Here is a 20009-nt window from a genome sequence, read left to right as displayed (position 1 = left end):
GGCCCGGGGCGTTGTCGGCCCGGTTGCGTAAGATCGGACCCATGCAACAGCACTACTCGGCCATGGAACGCCCGGGCCTGGACGAAGCCGGCCTGAGGGCACAGCTGGTGGCTCCGGCCGGTCCGGTCTCCCGCCTCGATGTGGTGCAGCGGACAGGCTCCACCAACACCGATCTGGCCGACGCAGCCCGCCTGGACGTTTCCGGAACGGGGCAGGCCTGGCCGGACTTCAGTGTGCTCACGGCCGAGCTGCAGACCGAAGGCCGGGGTCGGATGGGCCGCAGCTGGGAGGCCCCGGAACGCAGTTCGCTGTTCGTCAGCGTGCTGCTGCGTCCCCACGGCCCCCACGGCCGCCCGCTGCCCACCCAGTCCTACGGCTGGCTTTCCCTGCTTGCAGCGCTTTCGCTGGCCGAGGCGGTGTCCCGGTGCACCGGCGTCGCGGCCCGGCTGAAGTGGCCCAACGATGTCATGGTGGACGGCCGCAAGCTGGCCGGGGTGCTGGCCCAGCTGGTGCCCGGCACCGGAGGCAACCCTCCGGCGGTGGTGGTTGGTGCCGGGATGAACGTCTCCCTCACCGACGAGGACCTGCCGGTGCCCACCGCTACCAGCCTGTTGATGGAGTACGCCTCCACCACCGACCGGAACGTGCTGCTGGCCGCCTACCTGAGCGACTTCGCCGCCGCCTACGCGGGGTTCTGTGCCGTCGACGGCGACCCGCAGGCGCCCTGGGCCGACGGCCCCAGCCTGCTGGAGCGCCTGCGCGCGCGGATGGACACCCTGGGCAGGCAGGTGCGTGCCGAACTGCCCGACGGCGGTTTCCTCACCGGCCGGGCGGTCGGGTTGGACGGGCACGGCGCGCTGCTGGTGGTGGACGGCCAGGGGGAGCGGCACACGGTCAACGCCGCCGACGTCGTGCACCTGCGCCCGGTGGAGCCGTGACGGAGGCGCCCATGACGGCCACGGCCCTGCCCGCGGTTCCATGCGCCTGAACCTGGCGCCGGGGGAGCGCGTGATCGTCTCCAGCCGGCCGTCGGCCCGCCGGCTCTGGCGGCCTGTGGCGGTCACTGTGCTCGCCGGCGCAGCCGCGGGCTTCCTGGTGGGCTTCCTCGGCCGTGATTCGGTTGCTCCCGCCCTGTCCGGGTGGGGCCCGTATCTGCAGCTCGCCGTGGTGGCCGCCGCCCTGCTGGTGGTGCTGCGCTGGTGCCTGCCCATGGCGCTGCAGTGGTCCGCGGCCCGGTTCATCCTTACCAGCCGGAGGCTGCTGCACCGCAGCGGCGTGCTGCGGCGCAGCGAGCACGAAATCTCGCTCGCGTCGGTGTACCAGCTGGAGATCCGGCAGGGAGTCAGCGACCGCATGCAGCGCTCCGGAACCCTGGTGGTGGATCTGGGGCACGGCCGGGTGGTGCCCTACCGCGGGGTGCCGGAGGTACACCGCTTCCGGTCCCTTGTGGTCGCCGCCATAGGCCAGCTGCCAATGACCGCCATGTTCGATGGTGTAGATATGGAAGGGCATGGGGACTACGAGGACGGAGGCGGATTCGATGAGTGAGGACGGCCGGGTGCCGGGCCCGGACAGGGCCGACGACGCCGTCCCCGCCGAAGCTGCGGAGCCCGTTCCCGAGGACGCGCAGCGGGATGCGGATGCCGTTCCCGGGGCCGAAGCGGACCCGGATGAGCAGGGCGCCAGCCCCGATGCTTCCGGAGACTTTTACACCTATGCGGAGCGTACGGACGGAGCCGAAGGCCCCGGCCCCGGCTCTGACCCGGAGCCGCTGACCCTGTCCATGCCTGCACTGTCCGCGCGGCCCCGGCCCGAGCAGGCACGGCGGAGTACCGAAATCGACCGGGAGGATGTCCGCCGGCTCGAGGCGCGGCTGATCGGTGGACCGCGCACGCTCAAGCGGCGCGAGGCGGCGGCCGAGGCGGGGGTGTCCCTGCTCTCCGCCCGCAAGCTCTGGCGCGCCATGGGCTTTCCCAACCTCGACGACGACGATGTTTTCTTCACGCAGCAGGACCGTGAGGCCCTGTCCACGGTGATCGACCTGGTCCGCCAGGAGCAGCTCACCGAGGAAGCCGCCATCTCGATCATGCGTTCGATCGGGCAGATGACGGACCGCATGGTGGTGTGGCAGATCGAGGCGCTGGTCGAGGAAATGGTTGTCCAGCGCGGCATCAGCGACGCCGAGGCCCGCAAGGCCCTGGTCGCCGAGATCCCGGACCTGATCGAGCCGCTGGAAAAGACCCTGGTCTACGCCTGGCGGCGGCAGCTCAACGCCGCGGTGCAGCGCCTGGCCCTGCGGGCGGAGGCAGGCCTGGCGAGCCACGGCGGCGGATCCGACGACGCCCCGCTGCCGCTGGCCCGCGCCGTCGGCTTCGCCGACCTCGTCTCCTACACCAGCCTCTCCCGCCAGATGAACGAAAAGACCCTGGCCCAGATGGTCCAGCGGTTCGAGCACAAGTGCGCCGAGATCATCTCGGTCGGCGGCGGCCGGCTGGTGAAGACCATCGGCGATGAAGTCCTGTTCAACGCCGAGACCCCCGAGGCCGGGGCCGAAATCTCGCTTGCCCTGGCGAAGGCCTTCACCGAGGATGAGCTGCTGCCCTCTGCCCGGGTCTCACTGGTCTGGGGCAGGGTGCTCTCCCGGCTCGGCGACATCTACGGGCCCACCGTGAACCTGGCCTCCCGGCTGACGTCCCTTGCGGAGCCGGGCACCGTCCTGACCGACGCGTCCACCGCAGCGGCGCTGCGCAGCAATGATCGGTTCGTGCTGATCCCGCACCCGCCGCGGACGGTACGCGGCTTCGGCGAGATCCACCCGGTGACCCTGGCCCGCGGTACCGGGCAGGGCCTGGTACTGGACTGATCCGGCGGACGTCCCGCCTTCAGCACGGTGCCGGGGCGCGGCCCGGCATGAGCCAAAGCTGACCCGCCGCCGGATTCACGGTCCTCGTGGGGCCGGGTCGGTTAGGGTATGGAAGAGGTCTCGTAACGTGGGTCTCAATGGACTGCTGCCGGATAGGGCGTGAATGAACTCGGACGAAACGACATCCCCGGACACGGATCTGCATGCCGTTTACGGTTACGCCTCCGACCGGGGGCTGCGCCGCGAACTCAACGAGGACTCGTTGATCGCCGCTGATCCGATCTTCGCGGTCGCAGACGGCATGGGCGGCCATGAGGCCGGGGAAGTTGCCAGCAGCCTCTGCGTGCAGACCCTTGCCGAATCCGCGATCGTGGGAGAGCACCTGCCCGAGCTCTCCGCCGCTGAGCTCGAAGCCCTGCTGGCGGAGGCGGATCAACGCATCCGCGCCGCTTCCGGAGGACGTGCCGGCACCACCCTGACCGGCGCCGTCATGGTCCGCGAAGCCGGCGTACCGCACTGGCTGGTCTTCAACGTGGGGGACTCGCGCACTTACCGGCTCAGCCGCGGAGTCTTCGAACAGATCACCGTTGATCACAGCGAGGTGCAGGAACTGGTCGCCATGGGCCAGATCACGCCGGAGGAGGCACTCGTGCATCCCCGTCGACACGTCGTGACGCGCGCCCTGGGCACCGGCAGCGACACCGAGGCGGATTTCTGGCTGATCCCGCTTGAGCCGGGTGATCGGCTCATGGTCTGCTCCGACGGACTGACCGGTGAGGTCTCCGACTCGCAGATCGCCCAGATCCTCGCCTCCGTCGCGGAGCCCCAGGAGGCCTGCGCCGACCTGGTCCAGGCGGCGCTGCGGTCCGGAGGGCGGGACAACGTGACCGTGCTGGTCATCGACGTCGAAGGCGGGCCGGCGGCCGGCAGTGACGAGGCCGACGGCGCCCCGGGCACCGCCCGCCGGAAGCAGTTCGACGGCGCCCGGCACCCCGCCGCGGAATAACGCCACCCGCCGGCGGTCGTTGTGCCGCTGCCGCCGGGAGTGCTAAAGCTAGGAACCAGCAGGACCGTCACCGCACCGCAAAGGAGCCACTATGAGCACGGAACCGGATATGGAAGACATGAACCTGTCGGACTGGAGCCGCAGGCTGACACAGGCGCTGCAGATCCTGGACCTGGAAGTGGATCTCCACCTGCTGCGGACGTTGAATGAGAAGGGCTCAGGCTCCGTGGGCCCCGACGCCGGACTCGTCAGCAGCTTCCTGGTCGGCTATGCCGCCGCTCTGACGGTCAGCAGCGGACACAAGGCGCCGGGCGAGGCCGTGGACAAGGCCGCGGACACTGTGCTGCAGCTGTCCGAGACCGGTCTGGACGGCCCGGACGTTCCCGGCTGGAAGGGCTCTGCCCAGTAGGAACGCACCAGCCATAAGGCCTGCAGGCCGGGAACCGGACGAACGGTTCCCGGCCTGCAGGCCTTTACGCCGGTGCCGGCCTCGTCAGACCGGTGCAGGGGCGCGGCGCATCTTATCCTCGGGTGCCGGGCTCTCACCGGCAGCGGCCGGAACCACCCGGACGATCACCGTCTTGGACACCGGGGTGTTGCTGCCTTCGGCCACGTGCTCCAGGGGCACCAGCACGTTCGCCTCCGGGTAGTACGCGGCCACGCATCCCCGGGAGGTGGGGTAGGAGACCAGCCGGAAGCTGTGCAGGACACGGTCCACGCCGTCCTTGTAGACACCGTGGATGTCCACGAACTGGCCGTCGCGCAGGCCCAGTTCCTGGAGGTCCTCGGGGTTGATGAAAAGCACGTGCCGGCCGCCCTTGATGCCGCGGTAGCGGTCATTATGGCCGTAGATCGTGGTGTTCCACTGATCGTGGGAACGCATGCTTTGCAGGATCAGCGTGCCTTCGGGACGCTCCACCGGCTCCAGGTCGTTGACCGTGAGGATGGCCTTGCCGGTGGGCGTGTTGAAGGTGCGGGAATCCCGGGGGCCGTTGGGCAGCACGAACCCGCCCTCGCGGCGGATCCGCTCGTTGTAGTTCTCGCAGCCCTGCACCACACGGGAGATGTGGTCCCGGATCAGGTCGTAGTCCCTTTCATAGCCGGCCCAGTCCGCCTTGATCCTGTCCCCGATGACCAGGGCCCCCAGCCGGGCGATCAGCGCCGGCTCCGAGAGCAGGTTGGGGGACACCGGCTCGACGCCGCCGTGCGAGGCGTGCACGGCACAGACCGTGTCCTCCACGGAGACGAACTGGCGGCCGCTTTCCTGGATGTCGATCTCGGTGCGGCCCAGCACGGGCAGGATCAGCGCCTCCTTGCCGGTGATGAGGTGGGAGCGGTTCAGCTTGATCGAAATCTGCACCGACATCTCCGCCTTCTGCATGGCGGGCTCAACGAACCGGGTATCGGAGATCGCTGAGATCAGGTTGCCGCCCAGCGCCATGAAGAACTTGATCCGCCCGTCCTGCAGCCGCCGGAAGGTCTCCACGGCGTCAGCGCCGTGCTCGCGGGGCGGCTCGAAGCCGAACTCCTTGCCCAGCGCGTCCATGAAGTGCCGCGGCATCTGCTCCCAGATGCCCATGGTCCGGTCGCCCTGGACGTTGCTGTGCCCGCGGATGGGGGCGGCGCCGGCTCCGGGCTTGCCGATGTTGCCCCGCAGCAGCAGCAGGTTGATCATTTCCTTGATCGTGGCGACACCCTTTTTCTGCTGGGTGATGCCCATGGCCCAGGTGATGATGACCCGTTCGGCCTTGAGGTAGCGCTCGGCCAGTTCGTCGATTTCCTCGATGCGCAGGCCGGTGGCCTCCAGCACGGTCTCGTCATCGAGCGTGGCCAGGTGCTCGCGCAGGTCCGCCAGGCCCTCGGTGTGTTGCTCCAGGAACTCGTGGTCCAGGACGGTGCCCGGGTTGCGTTCCTCAGCCTCGAGGACCCGCTTGGAGATGGCCTGCAGCAGCGCCATGTCGCCTCCGAGGCGGATCTGCAGGAATTGGTCCGCCAGTTCGGTGCCCTTGCCGGCGACGCCGCGCGGCTTCTGCGGATTCTTGTAGCGGCGCAGGCCCGCCTCCGGCAGCGGATTCACGGCGACGAGGTTTCCGCCGTTGCGCTTGCACTCCTCAAGGGCGGTGAGCATGCGGGGATGGTTCGTGCCCGGGTTCTGGCCCATCAAAATGATCAGGTCGGCCTTGCCGAAGTCGTCATACGTGACGGTGGCCTTGCCGATGCCGATGGTCTGGCCCATGGCCCAGCCGGAGGACTCATGGCACATATTGGAGCAGTCGGGCAGGTTGTTGGTGCCGTAGGCGCGCACAAAGAGCTGGTAGAGGAAAGCCGCCTCATTGGAGGTGCGGCCGCTGGTGTAGAAGGCCGCCTCTTCGGGGGAGTCCAGCGACTTCAGCTTGTCGGCCACGATGCCGAGCGCGCGGTCCCAGCTCACCGGCCGGTAGTGGTCCTCGTCAGCCGCCTTGTACAGCGGCTCGGTGAGCCGGCCCTGCATGCCCAGCCAGTATTCAGTGCGCTCGCGCAGATCGGTGAGGCTGTGCTCCGCCCAGAACTCCGAGGGAATGATCACGGGCGCGGCCTCCCAGGTGACCGCCTTGACCCCGTTTTCACAGTATTCAAAGGGGCTGCGGTGCTTCGGGTCCGGCCACGCGCAGCTGGGGCAGTCGAAGCCCTTCTTCTGGTTCATGCGGAAGGTTGTGCCAAGAGCCCGGGAGAGCCCCATCTTCTCGATGGCCGGCTTCATGGAGTGGTACACGGCAGGAACCCCTGCAGCCCAGTCCTTGGGTTTGCCCGTGACCTTTATGTCCTTCTCGTCAACGTCCTCCACCTTGGGGTTCTGCTTCGCCACTGCGATCTTCCCTTCATCGGACAACTGGTCGGCCCCGCCGCCGCAGGTCCTGTCGGCCGTCGTATATGTACCCATAGGCCTAGCAGGGACCACGCCGTACTGCAAGCATCGCCCCCGCCGGACCGGGGGGGTCGGTAGTTCTACATGCCCTGCCGGCGACTGCCTCCACGGGCGCGGATACGGCAAGATGGTTTAGGTGAGCACAGCGAAGACCTCCGCGGAGCAGGCGGACACCCAGGCCGCCGTCGAATCCGTCAGCACCGACGCCCCACCCGCCGCCGATCTGCGCCGGGAATACGAGGAACTGGCGGATAAGATCCGCAAGTACCGGTTCGCGTACTACAACGAAGACGCGCCGCTGGTCTCCGATGCCGAATTTGATGACCTCTACCGCAGGCTGGAGGAGATCGAGGCCCTGCATCCGGAGCTGGTCACCAATGACTCGCCCACCCAGGAAGTCGGCGGCGAGGTGTCGGCCGCGTTCTCCCCGGTCCAGCACCTGCAGCGCATGTACAGCCTCGAGGACGTCTTCTCCCTCGAAGAGCTTGATGCCTGGGTGCACCGGGCCGAGGCAAACGTCGAGCAGATCTCGCCCGGGACGCGGATCAAGTGGCTCACCGAGCTGAAGATCGACGGGTTGGCCATCAACCTGCTGTACCGCAACGGAGAGCTGGTCCGCGCCGCCACCCGCGGCGACGGCACCACCGGCGAGGACATCACCCACAACGCGCTGACCATCGCGGCCATCCCGCGCCGGCTGGCCGGCGACGACGTGCCCGCCGAAGTGGAGATCCGCGGCGAGGTCTTCATTCCCTCCAAGGAGTTCGCGGCGCTCAACGAGTCCATGGTGGAAGCCGGCAAGGCGCCCTTCGCCAACCCGCGCAACGCGGCGGCCGGCTCGCTGCGGCAGAAGGACCCCCAGGTCACCGCCCAGCGTCCGCTGACCATGTACGTGCACGGTATCGGCGCCCGCGAGGGCCTGACCGCCGCCAGCCAGTCCGCAACCTATGACCTGCTCAAGGCCTGGGGGCTGCCCACCTCGCCGTACTACAAGGTGTTCGACAGCTACCAGGAGGTCCTGGCCTACATCGCCCACCACGGCGAGCACCGGCACGACCTCAGCCACGAAATCGACGGCATCGTCATCAAGGTCGACGACTTCGCCCTCCAGCGGGCCCTCGGCCACACGTCCCGCGTTCCGCGGTGGTCCGTGGCCTACAAGTACCCGCCCGAGGAAGTGAATACGAAGCTCCTCGACATCCGGGTCAACGTCGGCCGCACCGGCCGGGTCACCCCGTACGGCGTCATGGAACCGGTCAAGGTCGCGGGCTCCACCGTGGAGATGGCCACGCTGCACAACCAGGACGTCGTCAAAGCCAAAGGCGTGCTGATCGGCGACACCGTGGTGCTGCGCAAGGCGGGCGACGTCATTCCGGAAATCGTGGGCCCCGTCGTCGCGCTCCGCGACGGCACCGAACGCGAGTTCGTCATGCCCACCCATTGCCCGTCCTGCGGTACCGAACTCGCGCCCGCCAAGGAGGGCGACGTCGACATCCGCTGCCCCAACGCGCGTTCCTGCCCCGCGCAGCTGCGCGAGCGGGTCTTCCACCTGGCCGGCCGCGGCGCCTTCGACATCGAAGCCCTCGGCTGGGAGGCCGCCATCGCGCTGACCTCCCCGGCCGAGCCGGAGCAGCCGCCGCTGACCAGCGAGGCGTATCTGTTCGACCTGCGCATCGAGGACCTGGCGGACGTGCGCATCGAGCGGCCCAAGCGGGTCAAGGGCGTGGTGCAGGGCACCGAGCTGGTGCCGTACTTCTATACCAAGGGCACCGCCAAGAAGCCCTCCGAGCCCAGCGCCAACACCCGCAAGCTGTTCGACGAGCTGGAAAAGGCCAAGAGCCAGCCGCTGTGGCGGGTGCTTGTGGCACTGTCCATCCGGCACGTCGGCCCCACCGCGGCCCGGGCGCTCGCCACCGGCTTCGGTTCCATGGACGCGATCCGCGCCGCCACCGAGGAGCAGCTCGCCCACGTGGTCGGCGTCGGGCCCACCATCGCCGCGGCGCTGAAGGAATGGTTCGCCGAGGACTGGCACGTGGAGATCGTGGAGCGCTGGGCCGCCGCCGGCGTCCGCATGGCCGATGAGCGTGACGAGTCCATGCCCCGCACGCTCGAAGGCAAGACCATCGTCGTCACCGGAACACTGCCGAACTTCAGCCGCGACGAGGCCAAGGAAGCCATCATCAGCCGCGGCGGCAAGGCCTCCGGCTCGGTGTCGAAGAAGACCGACTACCTGGTCGCCGGAGAGAACGCCGGCAGCAAGCTGGACAAGGCCGAGCAGCTGGGCGTTCCCGTCCTGGACGAAGACGGCTTCCGGGTGCTGCTTGAAACCGGCTCCGCGGAACCGGCCGGGGGCGGGGCGGGCGACGGCGCCGCCGATGCGGCAGCGGAGGCAGATCCTGCGGAGGGCGCCGAAGCGGGGGAGGCATGAACACCGGTTCGGGCCGTGATCCGCTGGTGCTGCTCGCGGTGGCCCGCGAGGCGGCCGCCGCCGGCGCCGCGGTGCTGGCCGGGCGCGACGCCGGGCAGCTGAACGCCGTCAACAAGAGCGCGGCGGGGGACTGGGTCACAGATTTTGACACCGCGGCAGAGAGAGCGGTCCGCGAGGTGCTGCTGCGCCTGCGTCCCCGCGACGTCATCGGGGGCGAGGAGCTGTCCGTCCACATCCCCGAGGAGCCCTCGGGCATCCGCTGGTCCATCGACCCGCTGGACGGCACCACCAACTTCATCCGCAACATCCCCCTCTACGCCACCTCGGTGGCGGCGGTGGACGACGACGGCGCCTGGCTCGCCGGCGTTGTGCACGCCCCGGCGCTGGGCCGGATCTACTACGCTGCCGCCGGGCAGGGCGCCTGGCTGGAGTCCGGGGGAGCCCGGTCCCGGCTCACCGGCCCGGATCCGGAGCGGAAGGGCCGGCTGCTGGGCACCGGATTCTCGTACGACGCCGCACGACGACGGGAACAGTACGCCGCCCTCCCTGCCCTGGCCGAGGGATTCGCCGACATCCGCCGGCTGGGCTCCGCCGCCCTGGACCTGTGCCTGGTCGCCGACGGAACATTGGACGCCTATCTCGAACAGGGCCTGAACGAGTACGACTACGCCGCCGGCGCATTGATCGCTGAGGAGGCCGGCGTCGCCGTCGCCCGCCCGGAGGCACCCGGCGGGGTGATGAGCGCCGGTTAGTCCTCCCCGCAGCTTCAAACCCGAAACCGACGGACGAGGAGTGCGGCGGTTTCCCTCCGGTCGGGGCGGATTCCGTCCGGTTCGGGGGCGGTTCCCGTCCGGTTTGAGGGCGGTTCCCCTCCGGTTTGCGCACATCCTCCGGTTCCAGGCGGAGGAAATACGCGAAGTGGAGGGCCTGGATCCGAAGTGGAGGGGCGCCGCTCGGAAAGCGGGAATGGAGCTCTGCAGCAATCGTCGGCTGTGACACTCCGCAGTTGTAACAAACCGCCGTCGCCGGTCATTGTGCACCCGATATTCCCCGCCGCCGATACGTTTTGACATCCTCCCGGCCGATATGTCTTCGACACGTATTATTGCCGGTCACATGCAGGTGCATTTACCTTCTCCGGGTGTACAACTTAGGTACACGCAGCTGACGAATCGTCTGCCGAAAGGGACCGTCAGGGGCCCTGATCAGCGATGGATCTGGCCGTCCGTTCAAAAATGGGCGATCCGTCTCTGTTTGTACCAGCGCCTGCCCCGATGATCCGATACCCGTGGTATCGGGAACTTCGACGGCAGGAGACACAATTTCCGCCGGCTCACGGCCGCGGACTATCGAAATGGGGGTAGGAGATGGGGGATCTCCGATTGGTGCCGGGAATGGTCGTCCAGCAGGAGGGCGTCGGCGGCACGGTAAAGCTGAAGGTCCTCGGGGCGAGCAACTGCGACGGCTGCGGCAAGCTGGGCGTCATCGCCCAGGTGCTGGACAACGCCGTGGTGGACAGCTTCCACTACTGGAAGGGGCACGTCATCGTGGTGGACCGGACGAAGCTCACCCGCGACCCTTCCACGCCCATGTGGTCTGCGGTTGCCGGACACTGATCCCGCAGCCGGAAGCCGGACCCGCTCAAGGGCGGGGCCGGCTTTTCCCTAGGCCCGGCAGCCCGCTTATCTACTGGCGCGGATCAGGGTTGCGGGGCTCCGTGGTGCCCATATCGGCGGCACCCAGCAGCTTGTCCGCCGGGCCGGACGCCGCGCCCTGCGGCCGTGGCCGCAGCTCGGGATGGTGCAGGTCCAGCGCCGGGCGCTCCGAACGGATCTGCGGTATGGAGACGAAGTTGTGCCGCGGCGGAGGGCACGACGTCGCCCACTCAAGCGAGCAGCCGAACCCCCAGGGATCGTCCACCTCCACCTTCCGGCCATGGCGCCAGGTCACATACACGTTCCAGAAGAACGGGATCAGGGAGATTCCCAGCAGGTAGGAGCCCACCGTGGAGACCTGGTTCATCGCAGTGAAGTTGTCCTCCACCAGGTAGTCCGCATACCGGCGGGGCATGCCCATGACGCCCAGCCAGTGCTGGACCAGGAAGGTGAGGTGGAAACCGATGAGCAGCAGCCAGAAGTGGATTTTCCCGAGCCGTTCGTTCAGCATCTTGCCCGTCCACTTCGGCCACCAGAAGTAGAAGCCGGCGAACATCGCAAACACCACGGTGCCGAACACAACGTAGTGGAAGTGGCCCACCACGAAGTACGTGTCGGACACGTGGAAGTCCATGGGCGGAGAGGCCAGGATGACCCCGGTCAGGCCGCCGAACAGGAACGTGATCAGGAACCCGATCGCCCACAGCATGGGGGTGTCGAAGGTGATCGATCCCCGCCACATGGTGCCGATCCAGTTGAAGAACTTCACGCCGGTGGGCACCGCGATCAGCATGGTCATGAACGCGAAGAAGGACAGCATCACCGACCCGGTCACGTACATGTGGTGCGCCCACACCGTCATGGACAGTGCCGCGATCGCGATGGTGGCGAAGACCAGCCCCTTGTAGCCGAAGATCGGCTTGCGGCTGAACACCGGAATCACCTCGGAAATGATGCCGAAGAACGGCAGCGCGATGATGTACACCTCGGGGTGGCCGAAGAACCAGAACAGGTGCTGCCAGAGAATCGCTCCGCCAGCTTCCGGGTCAAAGATGTGCGAACCGAAGCGCCGGTCCATGCCCAGCGCGAACAGCGCCGCGGCCAGCGGCGGGAACGCCATCAGCACCAGCATGGAGGTCACCAGGGTGTTCCAGGTGAAGATCGGCATCCGCCACATGGTCATCCCCGGAGCGCGCATGCACACAATCGTGGTGACGAAGTTCACCGCGCCGAGGATCGTGCCGAAGCCGGACAGTGCCAGCCCGAAGACCCACAGATCACCGCCCAGCCCGGGGGAGAACGTCGTGTTGGACAACGGGGTGTAGGCCGTCCAGCCGAAGGATGCGGCGCCCTGGGGCGTGATGAATCCGGACATGGCAATCAGGCTGCCGAACAGGAAGAACCAGAAGGCCAGGGCGTTCAGGCGCGGGAACGCGACGTCGGGGGCGCCGATCTGCAGCGGCATCATCACGTTCGCAAATCCCGCGAACAGGGGAGTGGCGAACATCAGCAGCATCATGGTTCCGTGCATGGTGAACAGCTGGTTGTACTGCTCCTTGGACTGCAGGATCTGCATGCCCGGTTCGAACAGCTCGGCCCGGATGATCAGCGCCATCACTCCGCCGATGCAGAAGAATACGAAGGAGGCGATCAGATACATGTTGCCGATGATCTTGTGGTCGGTGGACGTCAGCCAGCCGACGACGATGCGTCCCCGGGAGACGGGAACCACCCGCGGCGGAACGGTCGTGCCGGAGTCACCGGTGTACTCGACAGTTGACACGGCAGCCATCCTTCGCAGCAGGAAGGGCACGGCCGCACCGGAACCATGAAGCTGCCGGAGGCTCCGGGCCGGACCCGTTTGGCAAGCAGTCTAGGAGTCGGGCCCTGCCGGGTCCAGAGCGGGCCGCAACCTGGGCCCGGAGCCGGCCAAAGGCACATTAAGCCCTCAGGGAAGACCCGGCCGGCAGACCGGTTTTTTGCGGGTCCGAAGCGGATAATGAATCGAACGCCCGCTTCGGCTTAGGGAGGTTGCACCATGCCCAGGAAGACAGCCACCACCACCCGGCGGACCGCGCGCGGCACCGCCCGCCCGGCCGCCCGTCCGGTTCCCACCCCGGAGGGCCTCGACACCGCACGGTTCGCGGCCCTGATCGATGAACGGACAGCGCACGCCCGGGAGCAGATCGACGCCGCGCTGGCCGAGATCCGCGAGGTCACCATCGCCGCCCAGGACACCCCGGCCGACGACGAACACGACCCCGAAGGCTCCACGGTCACCATTGAGCGGGCCAACGAGATGTCGATGCTGGCGGCGGCGGAGGCCTCGCTCGCCGAGCTGACCGAGGCACGACGTCGGCTGGACCACGGTTCCTACGGAATCTGTGAACGCTGCAGCTCCGAGATACCGACGGCGAGGCTTGAAATCCGGCCCGAGGCGCGGACCTGCGTGGCCTGCGCAGGCGCCCGCAGGCGCTGATTCCACCGCGGCGGGCCCCTGAGACGGGGCCCACGTCCGGTCAGGGGCGGACCACGGCCAGGCGTAGGATTGCAGGGCCGACTTTTACCTGCGTGTTAGGACACCGCACCCGCCATGAGCATTACCGTCCGCGAAGCCGTGCCCGCCGACTTCGACGAAATCCGCCGCATCACCCGTGACGCCTACATCAAGGACGGCCACATCGACGCCGACCACGGCTACCTGCCCAAGCTTGAGGACGTCGAGGACCGGGCGGCCAACGCCGCCGGCCTCTGGGTGGCCGAGCTCGACGGGCGCGTGGTGGGCTCCACCGCCCTGACCTTTACCGGCCAGCCGTACACGGACATCGCCGTCGAAGGCGAACTGGAGTTCCGGATGCTCGCCGTGGATCCGGCGGTGCGGCGCCGCGGCGTGGGCCGCGCCATCGTGGAAGCGGTTATCGCCTATGCCCGTACCCTGGACGGGATCGAAGCGGTGAGCCTGACCAGCATGCCCTCGATGACCGGCGCCCACGCCCTCTACCTGGCCATGGGCTTCGAACGCCAGCCCGAGCGGGACTGGACCGTGCCGGGCATGGACCTGCCGCTGATGGTCTTCCGCTTCAGGCTCTGAGGCTGCCGCTCCGACCGCCTGCCGCCGGCCGGTTCCGACGGCGCCGGAAGGTGCGGGCCTGCGGGGGACCGCCCGGCCCGTTGCGCCGCCGTCGGGCGCGTCCGACGCCGTAGACTGGAACGGAACCGGCGCAAGCCGAAGACCAAACTGCACTGAACGCATGGGAGACGCATGTCTGAGATCAATCGTGAGGCCGTGGCGCATCTTGCGCGGCTGGCCCACATTGAGATGACCGACGACGAGCTGGACAAGATGGCCGGCGAACTCGACGTCATCGTGGATTCGATCAAATCCGTAAGCGAAGTGGCCGGCGCGGACATCCCCGCCACCTCGCACCCCATCCCGCTGGCCAATGTGTTCCGCGAGGACGTCGTCGGGCAGACCCTGAGCAACGAGGAAGCGCTCTCCGGCGCCCCCGACGCCGCCGACGGCCGTTTCAAGGTCCCGGCCATCCTGGACGAGGAGTAGGACGGAACCATGAGTGAACTGATCACCGCCAGCGCCGCGCAGCTGGCCGACAAGCTTGCCGCCCGCGAGGTCTCCTCCGTTGAGGTGGTCCAGGCGCACCTGGACCGCATCGCTGAGGTGGACCGCGACGTCAACGCGTTCCTGCACGTGAACACCGATGAGGCGCTCGCCGTCGCGGCCGACGTCGACGCGGCCCGCGCCGCCGGCGAGCAGCTGCACGAGCTCGCCGGCGTGCCGATTGCCATCAAGGACCTGATCGTCACCAAGGGCCAGCCCACCACGGCCGGCTCGAAGATGCTCGAGGGCTGGATGAGCCCCTACGACGCCACGGTCATCTCCCGCATCCGTGCCGCCCGCCTGCCGATGCTCGGCAAGACCAACCTGGACGAGTTCGCCATGGGCTCCTCCACCGAGCACTCCGCGTTCGGTCCCACCCGCAACCCGTGGGACCTGGACCGGATCCCCGGCGGTTCCGGCGGCGGGTCCGCCGCAGCCGTGGCCGCGTTCGAGGCCCCGCTGGCGCTGGGCACCGACACCGGCGGCTCCATCCGCCAGCCGGCCGCCGTCACCGGCTCGGTCGGGGTGAAGCCCACCTACGGCGGCGTCTCCCGCTACGGCGCGATCGCCATGGCCTCCTCCCTGGACCAGATCGGCCCGGTCTCCCGCACCGTGCTCGACGCCGCGCTGCTGCAGGAGCTGATCGGCGGCCACGATCCGCGCGATTCCACCTCGCTGACCGACCCGGTCGGCAACCTGGCCGAGGCGGCCCGCAACGGCAACGTCGCAGGCATGCGCATCGGTGTCGTCCGCGAACTGCAGGGCGAAGGCTACGAAGCCGGCGTCCAGGCCCGCTTCGACGAGTCGCTTCAGCTGCTGAAGGACGCCGGCGCCGAGATCGTCGAGGTCTCCTGCCCGAACTTCAAGTACGCGCTGGGCGCCTATTACCTGATCATGCCGTCGGAGGCTTCCTCCAACCTGGCCAAGTATGACGGCGTCCGGTACGGCCTGCGCCGCCTGCCCACCGATCCGCCGCTGACCATTGAGCGGGTCATGGGCGCCACCCGCGCCGCCGGCTTCGGCGACGAGGTCAAGCGCCGAATCATCTTGGGCACCTACGCCCTCTCCGCCGGCTACTACGACGCCTACTACGGCTCGGCCCAGAAGGTGCGGACCCTGATCCAGCGCGACTTCGACGCCGCGTTCGCGCAGGCCGACGTGCTGATTTCCCCGACCTCCCCGAACACCGCGTTCAAGCTGGGGGAGAAGCTGGACGATCCGCTGGCCATGTACCTGAACGACATCGCCACCATTCCGGCGAACATGGCCGGGGTGCCCGGCATCTCGGTGCCCGGCGGCCTGGCCGACGGGCTGCCGGTGGGCATCCAGTTCCTGGCCCCCGCCCGCGAGGACGCCCGCCTGTACCGCGCCGGCGCCGCGCTCGAAGGGCTGCTTGAGCAGAAGTGGGGCGGCCCGCTGCTGGCCAAGGCCCCGGTACTCGGAGGAGTGAAGTAATGTCCGTGCACACCCAGGACGAGGTCCTGTCCTTCGACGAGGCAATGGAGAAGTACGACCCGGTGCTCGGGTTCGAGGTCCACGTCGAGCTGAACACGAAGACCAAGATGTTCTCCGACGCCCCGAACGTGTTCGGCGACGAGCCCAACACCAACGTCACCCCGGTGGACCTGGGCATGCCCGGCGTGCTCCCGGTGGTGAACAAGACGGCGGTGGAGTACTCGATCCTCATCGGGCTGGCGCTGAACTGCAAGATCGCCGAATCCTGCACCTTCGCCCGCAAGCAGTACTTCTACCCGGACACGCCCAAGAACTTCCAGACCTCCCAGTACGAGGACCCGATCGCCTATGACGGGTACCTCGACATCGAACTGGAGGACGGCGAGGTCTTCCGCGTGGAGATCGAGCGCGCGCACATGGAGGAGGACGCCGGCAAGCTGACCCACATGGGCGGCGCCGCAGGCCGCATCCAGGGCGCCGACTTCTCCCTGGTGGACTACAACCGGGCCGGCGTGCCGCTGGTGGAGATCGTTACCAAGCCGATCGAGGGCGCCGGTTCCCGGGCTCCCGAGCTGGCGAAGGCGTACGTCGCCGCCATCCGGGAAATCGTGAAGAACCTCGGTGTCTCCGACGCGAAGATGGAGCGCGGCAACGTGCGCTGCGACGCCAACGTCTCCCTGCGCCCGCACGGCCAGGAGAAGTTCGGCACCCGTTCCGAGACGAAGAACGTGAACTCGCTGCGCGCCGTCGAACGCGCGGTCCGCTACGAGATCCAGCGGCACGCCGCTGTGCTCGAATCGGGCAACGCGATCGTCCAGGAGACCCGGCACTGGCACGAGGACACCCGTTCCACCACCTCGGGCCGGCCCAAGTCCGACGCCGACGACTACCGGTATTTCCCGGAGCCGGACCTGCTGCCGGTGGTGACCACCCCGGAGTGGATCGAGGAGCTGCGCTCCCGCCTGCCCGAGCCGCCGGCCGAGCGCCGCAAGCGGCTGAAGGCGGACTGGGGCTACGCCGACGCCGAGTTCCGTGACGTCGTCAACGCGGGCGTGATGGACGCGATCGAGGAGACCGTCGCCGCCGGCGCCTCCGCCGCCGTCGCCCGCAAGTGGTGGATGGGCGAAGTGGCCCGGCGCGCCAAGGAAGCCGAAGTCGATCCGGTGGACGTGGGGGTGACCCCCGAGCTCATCGTGGAACTGGACCGCCTGGTCCGGGCCGGGAAGATCAACGACAAGCTGGCCCGCCAGGTGCTCGACGGCGTGCTCGCCGGCGAGGGCACCCCGGAGGAAGTCATCGAAAAGCGCGGCCTGGCCGTGGTCTCCGACGACGGCGCGCTGCTCGAGGCGATCGACGCCGCCCTCGCGGCCCAGCCGGACGTCGCGGACAAGATCCGCGGCGGGAAGGTCCAGGCCGTCGGCGCCATCGTGGGCGGGGTCATGAAGGCCACCCGCGGGCAGGCCGACGCCGGCCGCGTGCGCGAGCTGATCCTCGAACGCCTCGGCGTGCAGGGCTGATTTCCTGGCGCTGCCGCCATAGCCGCATGCAGGAGCAGGCTCCGGGAAATCCCGGGGCCTGCTCCTGTCTGTGTGCGAGAACTACCGGTTCTCGAAATATATGACGACGCCGGCGCATATTATGAACAGCATGCCCATGGCGGCAATGCCAAGTTCCTTGATCCTTGGGGTGGGCCTGTCTTCGGCGGACTTTACAGCCCTGATGAAGGCCAAGAGGCCGAAGGACAAGCCTGCCAGGCTCAGAATGATCGCGCCGATAGGCATGGTCGCTCGCTACCGGCCGCCGGTGGGGAACAATGAGAAGAACGTGATCCCCAGACCCAATCCCATTCCTCCCAGGAGCGGAATCACCATGGCAGTTTTCTGAAACTCATCCCCGCCGGGGAGCCTGTCCATGGTTTTCTTCCCGACCACCATCTCGGTGGCCCGCCCGGCGAACTTCCCGACGGAACCGATCTTTCGAAATCCGATCAGGCACGCGATAAACAGGATGGGTCCAATTACCAGGCCGGGCCACGATAACTCCATTGTTCCTCCTGCCGGTTTGGCATCCGCTGGGTAAGGATGTGTGGCAGGGTACCTTCGGCAACACCCAGGGAACCACCTGGTCTCTACGCATGTTGGGAAGCACGCAGTTAACCCGGCCGAGCAGACCCATTGCCCGTTTCCAACCGCGAAGGCGCCCACAGGTCCTCCGCCCCGGGGCCGGGCCGCGTAGCCTGTCGCCATGGCACACTCCCCGCCCGAACACGCGGTGGACGCAGGGCTGGTCCGGCGTCTGGTCGACGAGCAGCATCCGCCGCTGTCCGGGCAGCCGGTGGTGTACGCTGCCGTCGGCTCCGACAACCATGTCTTCCGGCTGGGGGACCGCCACGCAGTCCGGCTGCCCCGCCATGCGGGGTCCGCGGCGCGGATGCGCCATGAGCAGCGGTGGCTCGCGGCCCTGGCCCCGGATCTTCCCGTGGCGGTGCCGGTCCCGGTGCACAGCGGCGCCCCCACCCCGGATTTCCCCTGGCCGTGGTGCATCACCGCCTGGTTCGCGGGAACGCAGGCGGCCGGCCGGGCCCGCGGGCACAACGCCGTCGTCGCCGCCCCTCTGGCCGGTTTCCTCAATGCCCTGCACCGGCCGGCGCCGGACGGTCATCCGCCGAACGCGGTACGTGGTCGGGCCTTGGCTGCGGGCGACGCCGCGGTGCAGGCCCGGCTGCACAGCGGCATGGTGCCGCATGCCGTCCGGGTGGAGGAACTCTGGGCCGCGGCGCTGGACGCGTCGGCGTGGCCCGGGCCGGCCTTGTGGCTGCACGGGGACCTGCATCCGGGGAACCTGCTGGTGCGCGGTGCGGCGCTGGAGGCGGTGGTGGATTTCGGCGAACTGACTGCAGGGGATCCGGCCACCGATCTGGCAGCGGCGTGGCTGGTGTTCGACGCCGCCGGACGGCGGACCTTCCAGGCCGGCCTGGGCGGCCAGTACGACGCCGACCCCGACGTCTGGCTCCGCGCCCGCGGCTGGGCGCTGCTGCTGGCCACCGACCTGCTGGCCGGCGGGGCCGACCTCCCCGGGCTGCACCTGATCGGATCCGAGGCGCTGATGGAACTGCTGACCGAAGACGTATGGGCGGAATGAGGGATTCCGGCCGTTCCGGCGGGCTCACTCCGCGAGGCGGTCGGCGGCTGCCGCCAGCCGGCGCAGCTCGGCGACGTGGGCTTTGAAGGCGGATTGTCCCGCCTTGCTCATGGCCGCCCAGGTTCGCGTCCTGCCGGCTACTGCGCCCTTGCGAAGCGTGACGAATCCTGCCTGCTCAAGGACCTTGAGGTGCTTGCTGAGCACCGAGTCGCTGAGCGAGAGGGCCTCGCGAAGCACGGAGAACTCCGCCTCGCCGACTTCCGCCAAAATGGAGCAGATCCGCAGGCGGGTCGGCACATGGATGACCTCGCTGAAGCCCTCATCCATGGCGGAGGGCGTTCTCCAGACGCGAATCCATCAGCGGACCCATGACCAGGGTCAGGAGCAGCGCCAGCATGCCGCCCGCGACGGGCAGCCACAGCGAGGGATGGAGGGCATACACGATCAGACAGGCGGCGGTCAGGAGCCCGAACAGCAACGCATATCCCCAGGCGAGTGCTCGACTGCCCGGATGCGTGTAAACGTCCAGCACCACCCGTCCGCGGGACTGGAGCAGCGGCAGGGCGCAGAAGATGACCGCTGAAACGGCCAGCAGCGCCGTCGCCCAGCTGTGGTGCTTGGAAAGCGTCAAGCCAATGATGAAAAGGGCGATGCCCACGCCCTGGGCGGGGTACAGCCAGGCAGGGGAGCGCACATGGGAAGCCAAGGCCCGGCGTGACTGCGCGACGGAGTCCAGGGCCAGCCTGGCATCTTCGGGAGAAGGGCGGGAGGCCCGGTTGTCATCCATCGCCCGAGCGTAGGCTTTCCGTTACGGAAAGTGAAGACTTTCTATTGAGGAAAAACAGCGGTTTCCGCGCCCGCAGGGGCCGGCCCGTGGCCACCGCATGCCAGAATGAGCGATCAGGGCGCACCCGGGCCCGCACCGCCGTCGCTGAAGGGA

At 68.4% G+C, this 20009-nt stretch carries 20 protein-coding genes; 14 read left to right on the top strand and 6 right to left on the bottom strand.

Annotated features, from left to right (window positions below; translation table 11 throughout):
• Positions 1 to 41 precede the first annotated feature (41 nt).
• The 5 genes from AC5RUW_RS08940 to AC5RUW_RS08920 all read left to right on the top strand — a co-directional run bounded on the left by AC5RUW_RS08940 (position 42) and on the right by AC5RUW_RS08920 (position 4278).
• Positions 42 to 938 carry a biotin--[acetyl-CoA-carboxylase] ligase gene (locus AC5RUW_RS08940; protein ID WP_494160372.1) on the top strand — a complete coding sequence of 299 codons (897 nt, stop codon included), beginning with the start codon at positions 42 to 44 and terminating at the stop codon, positions 936 to 938.
• A 40-nt stretch (positions 939 to 978) separates the two neighbouring features.
• Positions 979 to 1548 carry a PH domain-containing protein gene (locus AC5RUW_RS08935; protein WP_494160371.1) on the top strand — a complete coding sequence of 190 codons (570 nt, stop codon included), beginning with the start codon at positions 979 to 981 and terminating at the stop codon, positions 1546 to 1548.
• Positions 1541 to 2863 carry an adenylate/guanylate cyclase domain-containing protein gene (locus tag AC5RUW_RS08930; protein ID WP_494160370.1) on the top strand — a complete coding sequence of 441 codons (1323 nt, stop codon included), beginning with the start codon at positions 1541 to 1543 and terminating at the stop codon, positions 2861 to 2863. Before AC5RUW_RS08935 ends, AC5RUW_RS08930 begins: the two co-directional genes overlap by 8 nt.
• Before the next feature lie 163 nt (positions 2864 to 3026).
• Positions 3027 to 3869 carry a PP2C family protein-serine/threonine phosphatase gene (locus AC5RUW_RS08925; protein WP_494160369.1) on the top strand — a complete coding sequence of 281 codons (843 nt, stop codon included), beginning with the start codon at positions 3027 to 3029 and terminating at the stop codon, positions 3867 to 3869.
• A 91-nt stretch (positions 3870 to 3960) separates the two neighbouring features.
• Positions 3961 to 4278, top strand: a complete 318-nt coding sequence (locus tag AC5RUW_RS08920) for a DUF6457 domain-containing protein (protein ID WP_494160368.1) — start codon at positions 3961 to 3963, stop codon at positions 4276 to 4278.
• A gap of 84 nt (positions 4279 to 4362) precedes the next feature.
• On the opposite strand, the gene AC5RUW_RS08915 is transcribed toward AC5RUW_RS08920, so the two are convergent.
• A complete protein-coding gene (locus AC5RUW_RS08915) occupies positions 4363 to 6714 on the bottom strand; it encodes an FdhF/YdeP family oxidoreductase (RefSeq protein WP_494160367.1) in 2352 nt (783 codons plus the stop codon).
• A gap of 196 nt (positions 6715 to 6910) precedes the next feature.
• On the opposite strand from AC5RUW_RS08915, the gene ligA reads away from it, so the two are divergent.
• From ligA to AC5RUW_RS08900, 3 genes are all read left to right on the top strand, one after another.
• Entirely contained in the window at positions 6911 to 9202 is a 2292-nt protein-coding gene (gene ligA, locus AC5RUW_RS08910) for an NAD-dependent DNA ligase LigA (RefSeq protein WP_494160366.1), read from the top strand.
• Entirely contained in the window at positions 9199 to 9954 is a 756-nt protein-coding gene (locus AC5RUW_RS08905) for an inositol monophosphatase family protein (protein ID WP_494160365.1), read from the top strand. Before ligA ends, AC5RUW_RS08905 begins: the two co-directional genes overlap by 4 nt.
• A 642-nt stretch (positions 9955 to 10596) precedes the next feature.
• Complete coding sequence (locus AC5RUW_RS08900; RefSeq protein WP_494160364.1) at positions 10597 to 10818, top strand: hypothetical protein; 222 nt, start codon at positions 10597 to 10599, stop codon at positions 10816 to 10818.
• A gap of 70 nt (positions 10819 to 10888) precedes the next feature.
• Here AC5RUW_RS08900 and ctaD read toward each other — a convergent pair whose 3' ends face one another.
• A complete protein-coding gene (gene ctaD, locus AC5RUW_RS08895) occupies positions 10889 to 12640 on the bottom strand; it encodes an aa3-type cytochrome oxidase subunit I (protein ID WP_494160363.1) in 1752 nt (583 codons plus the stop codon).
• 255 nt (positions 12641 to 12895) lie between these two features.
• Here ctaD and AC5RUW_RS08890 point away from each other — a divergent pair, with 255 nt between their 5' ends.
• The 5 genes from AC5RUW_RS08890 (at position 12896) to gatB (ending at position 17445) form a co-directional block, all read left to right on the top strand.
• A complete protein-coding gene (locus tag AC5RUW_RS08890; protein WP_494160362.1) occupies positions 12896 to 13336 on the top strand; it encodes a TraR/DksA family transcriptional regulator in 441 nt (146 codons plus the stop codon).
• A 114-nt stretch (positions 13337 to 13450) separates the two neighbouring features.
• Positions 13451 to 13948 carry a GNAT family N-acetyltransferase gene (locus AC5RUW_RS08885; protein ID WP_494160361.1) on the top strand — a complete coding sequence of 166 codons (498 nt, stop codon included), beginning with the start codon at positions 13451 to 13453 and terminating at the stop codon, positions 13946 to 13948.
• A 171-nt stretch (positions 13949 to 14119) separates the two neighbouring features.
• Positions 14120 to 14416 carry an Asp-tRNA(Asn)/Glu-tRNA(Gln) amidotransferase subunit GatC gene (gatC, locus tag AC5RUW_RS08880; protein WP_494007572.1) on the top strand — a complete coding sequence of 99 codons (297 nt, stop codon included), beginning with the start codon at positions 14120 to 14122 and terminating at the stop codon, positions 14414 to 14416.
• Positions 14417 to 14425: 9 nt separating this feature from the next.
• Entirely contained in the window at positions 14426 to 15928 is a 1503-nt protein-coding gene (gatA, locus tag AC5RUW_RS08875; RefSeq protein ID WP_494160360.1) for an Asp-tRNA(Asn)/Glu-tRNA(Gln) amidotransferase subunit GatA, read from the top strand.
• Positions 15928 to 17445 (top strand): Asp-tRNA(Asn)/Glu-tRNA(Gln) amidotransferase subunit GatB, encoded by a 1518-nt coding sequence (gatB, locus tag AC5RUW_RS08870; protein WP_494160359.1) that lies wholly within the window; start codon positions 15928 to 15930, stop codon positions 17443 to 17445. The genes gatA and gatB overlap by 1 nt, the downstream gene beginning before the upstream one ends.
• Before the next feature lie 81 nt (positions 17446 to 17526).
• On the opposite strand, the gene AC5RUW_RS08865 is transcribed toward gatB, so the two are convergent.
• Both AC5RUW_RS08865 and AC5RUW_RS08860 read right to left on the bottom strand, forming a co-directional pair.
• Positions 17527 to 17709 carry a hypothetical protein gene (locus tag AC5RUW_RS08865; protein WP_494160358.1) on the bottom strand — a complete coding sequence of 61 codons (183 nt, stop codon included), beginning with the start codon at positions 17707 to 17709 and terminating at the stop codon, positions 17527 to 17529.
• Positions 17710 to 17718: 9 nt separating this feature from the next.
• A complete protein-coding gene (locus AC5RUW_RS08860) occupies positions 17719 to 17973 on the bottom strand; it encodes a hypothetical protein (RefSeq protein ID WP_494160357.1) in 255 nt (84 codons plus the stop codon).
• A gap of 199 nt (positions 17974 to 18172) precedes the next feature.
• Between AC5RUW_RS08860 and AC5RUW_RS08855 the strand changes: the two genes are divergently transcribed.
• Positions 18173 to 19069: an aminoglycoside phosphotransferase family protein gene (locus AC5RUW_RS08855; protein ID WP_494160356.1), complete on the top strand. Its 897-nt coding sequence runs from the start codon at positions 18173 to 18175 to the stop codon at positions 19067 to 19069.
• 24 nt (positions 19070 to 19093) lie between these two features.
• On the opposite strand, the gene AC5RUW_RS08850 is transcribed toward AC5RUW_RS08855, so the two are convergent.
• Positions 19094 to 19396: a transcriptional regulator gene (locus tag AC5RUW_RS08850; protein WP_494160355.1), complete on the bottom strand. Its 303-nt coding sequence runs from the start codon at positions 19394 to 19396 to the stop codon at positions 19094 to 19096.
• Positions 19389 to 19856: a hypothetical protein gene (locus AC5RUW_RS08845; RefSeq protein ID WP_494160354.1), complete on the bottom strand. Its 468-nt coding sequence runs from the start codon at positions 19854 to 19856 to the stop codon at positions 19389 to 19391. The genes AC5RUW_RS08850 and AC5RUW_RS08845 overlap by 8 nt, the downstream gene beginning before the upstream one ends.
• Between the last annotated feature and the right edge of the window lie 153 nt (positions 19857 to 20009).

Source organism: Arthrobacter sp. Y3222053, from assembly GCF_059092805.1.
The sequence above is the reverse complement of the archived record's forward strand: the minus strand, read 5'-3'. Positions and strand labels throughout refer to the sequence as shown.

Bases quoted from the DNA above. Each gene is read 5' to 3' on its own strand.
- AC5RUW_RS08885 (WP_494160361.1), top strand. From the start codon at position 13,451: ATGAGCATTACCGTCCGCGAAGCCGTGCCCGCCGACTTCGACGAAATC.
- AC5RUW_RS08865 (WP_494160358.1), bottom strand. From the start codon at position 17,709: ATGCCTATCGGCGCGATCATTCTGAGCCTGGCAGGCTTGTCCTTCGGC.
- AC5RUW_RS08925 (WP_494160369.1), top strand. From the start codon at position 3,027: ATGAACTCGGACGAAACGACATCCCCGGACACGGATCTGCATGCCGTT.
- AC5RUW_RS08930 (WP_494160370.1), top strand. From the start codon at position 1,541: ATGAGTGAGGACGGCCGGGTGCCGGGCCCGGACAGGGCCGACGACGCC.
- AC5RUW_RS08855 (WP_494160356.1), top strand. From the start codon at position 18,173: ATGGCACACTCCCCGCCCGAACACGCGGTGGACGCAGGGCTGGTCCGG.
- AC5RUW_RS08920 (WP_494160368.1), top strand. From the start codon at position 3,961: ATGAGCACGGAACCGGATATGGAAGACATGAACCTGTCGGACTGGAGC.
- AC5RUW_RS08890 (WP_494160362.1), top strand. From the start codon at position 12,896: ATGCCCAGGAAGACAGCCACCACCACCCGGCGGACCGCGCGCGGCACC.
- AC5RUW_RS08900 (WP_494160364.1), top strand. From the start codon at position 10,597: ATGGTCGTCCAGCAGGAGGGCGTCGGCGGCACGGTAAAGCTGAAGGTC.
- AC5RUW_RS08905 (WP_494160365.1), top strand. From the start codon at position 9,199: ATGAACACCGGTTCGGGCCGTGATCCGCTGGTGCTGCTCGCGGTGGCC.
- AC5RUW_RS08845 (WP_494160354.1), bottom strand. From the start codon at position 19,856: ATGGATGACAACCGGGCCTCCCGCCCTTCTCCCGAAGATGCCAGGCTG.
- AC5RUW_RS08940 (WP_494160372.1), top strand. From the start codon at position 42: ATGCAACAGCACTACTCGGCCATGGAACGCCCGGGCCTGGACGAAGCC.
- AC5RUW_RS08850 (WP_494160355.1), bottom strand. From the start codon at position 19,396: ATGGATGAGGGCTTCAGCGAGGTCATCCATGTGCCGACCCGCCTGCGG.
- gatA (WP_494160360.1), top strand. From the start codon at position 14,426: ATGAGTGAACTGATCACCGCCAGCGCCGCGCAGCTGGCCGACAAGCTT.
- gatC (WP_494007572.1), top strand. From the start codon at position 14,120: ATGTCTGAGATCAATCGTGAGGCCGTGGCGCATCTTGCGCGGCTGGCC.
- gatB (WP_494160359.1), top strand. From the start codon at position 15,928: ATGTCCGTGCACACCCAGGACGAGGTCCTGTCCTTCGACGAGGCAATG.
- AC5RUW_RS08935 (WP_494160371.1), top strand. From the start codon at position 979: ATGCGCCTGAACCTGGCGCCGGGGGAGCGCGTGATCGTCTCCAGCCGG.
- AC5RUW_RS08860 (WP_494160357.1), bottom strand. From the start codon at position 17,973: ATGGAGTTATCGTGGCCCGGCCTGGTAATTGGACCCATCCTGTTTATC.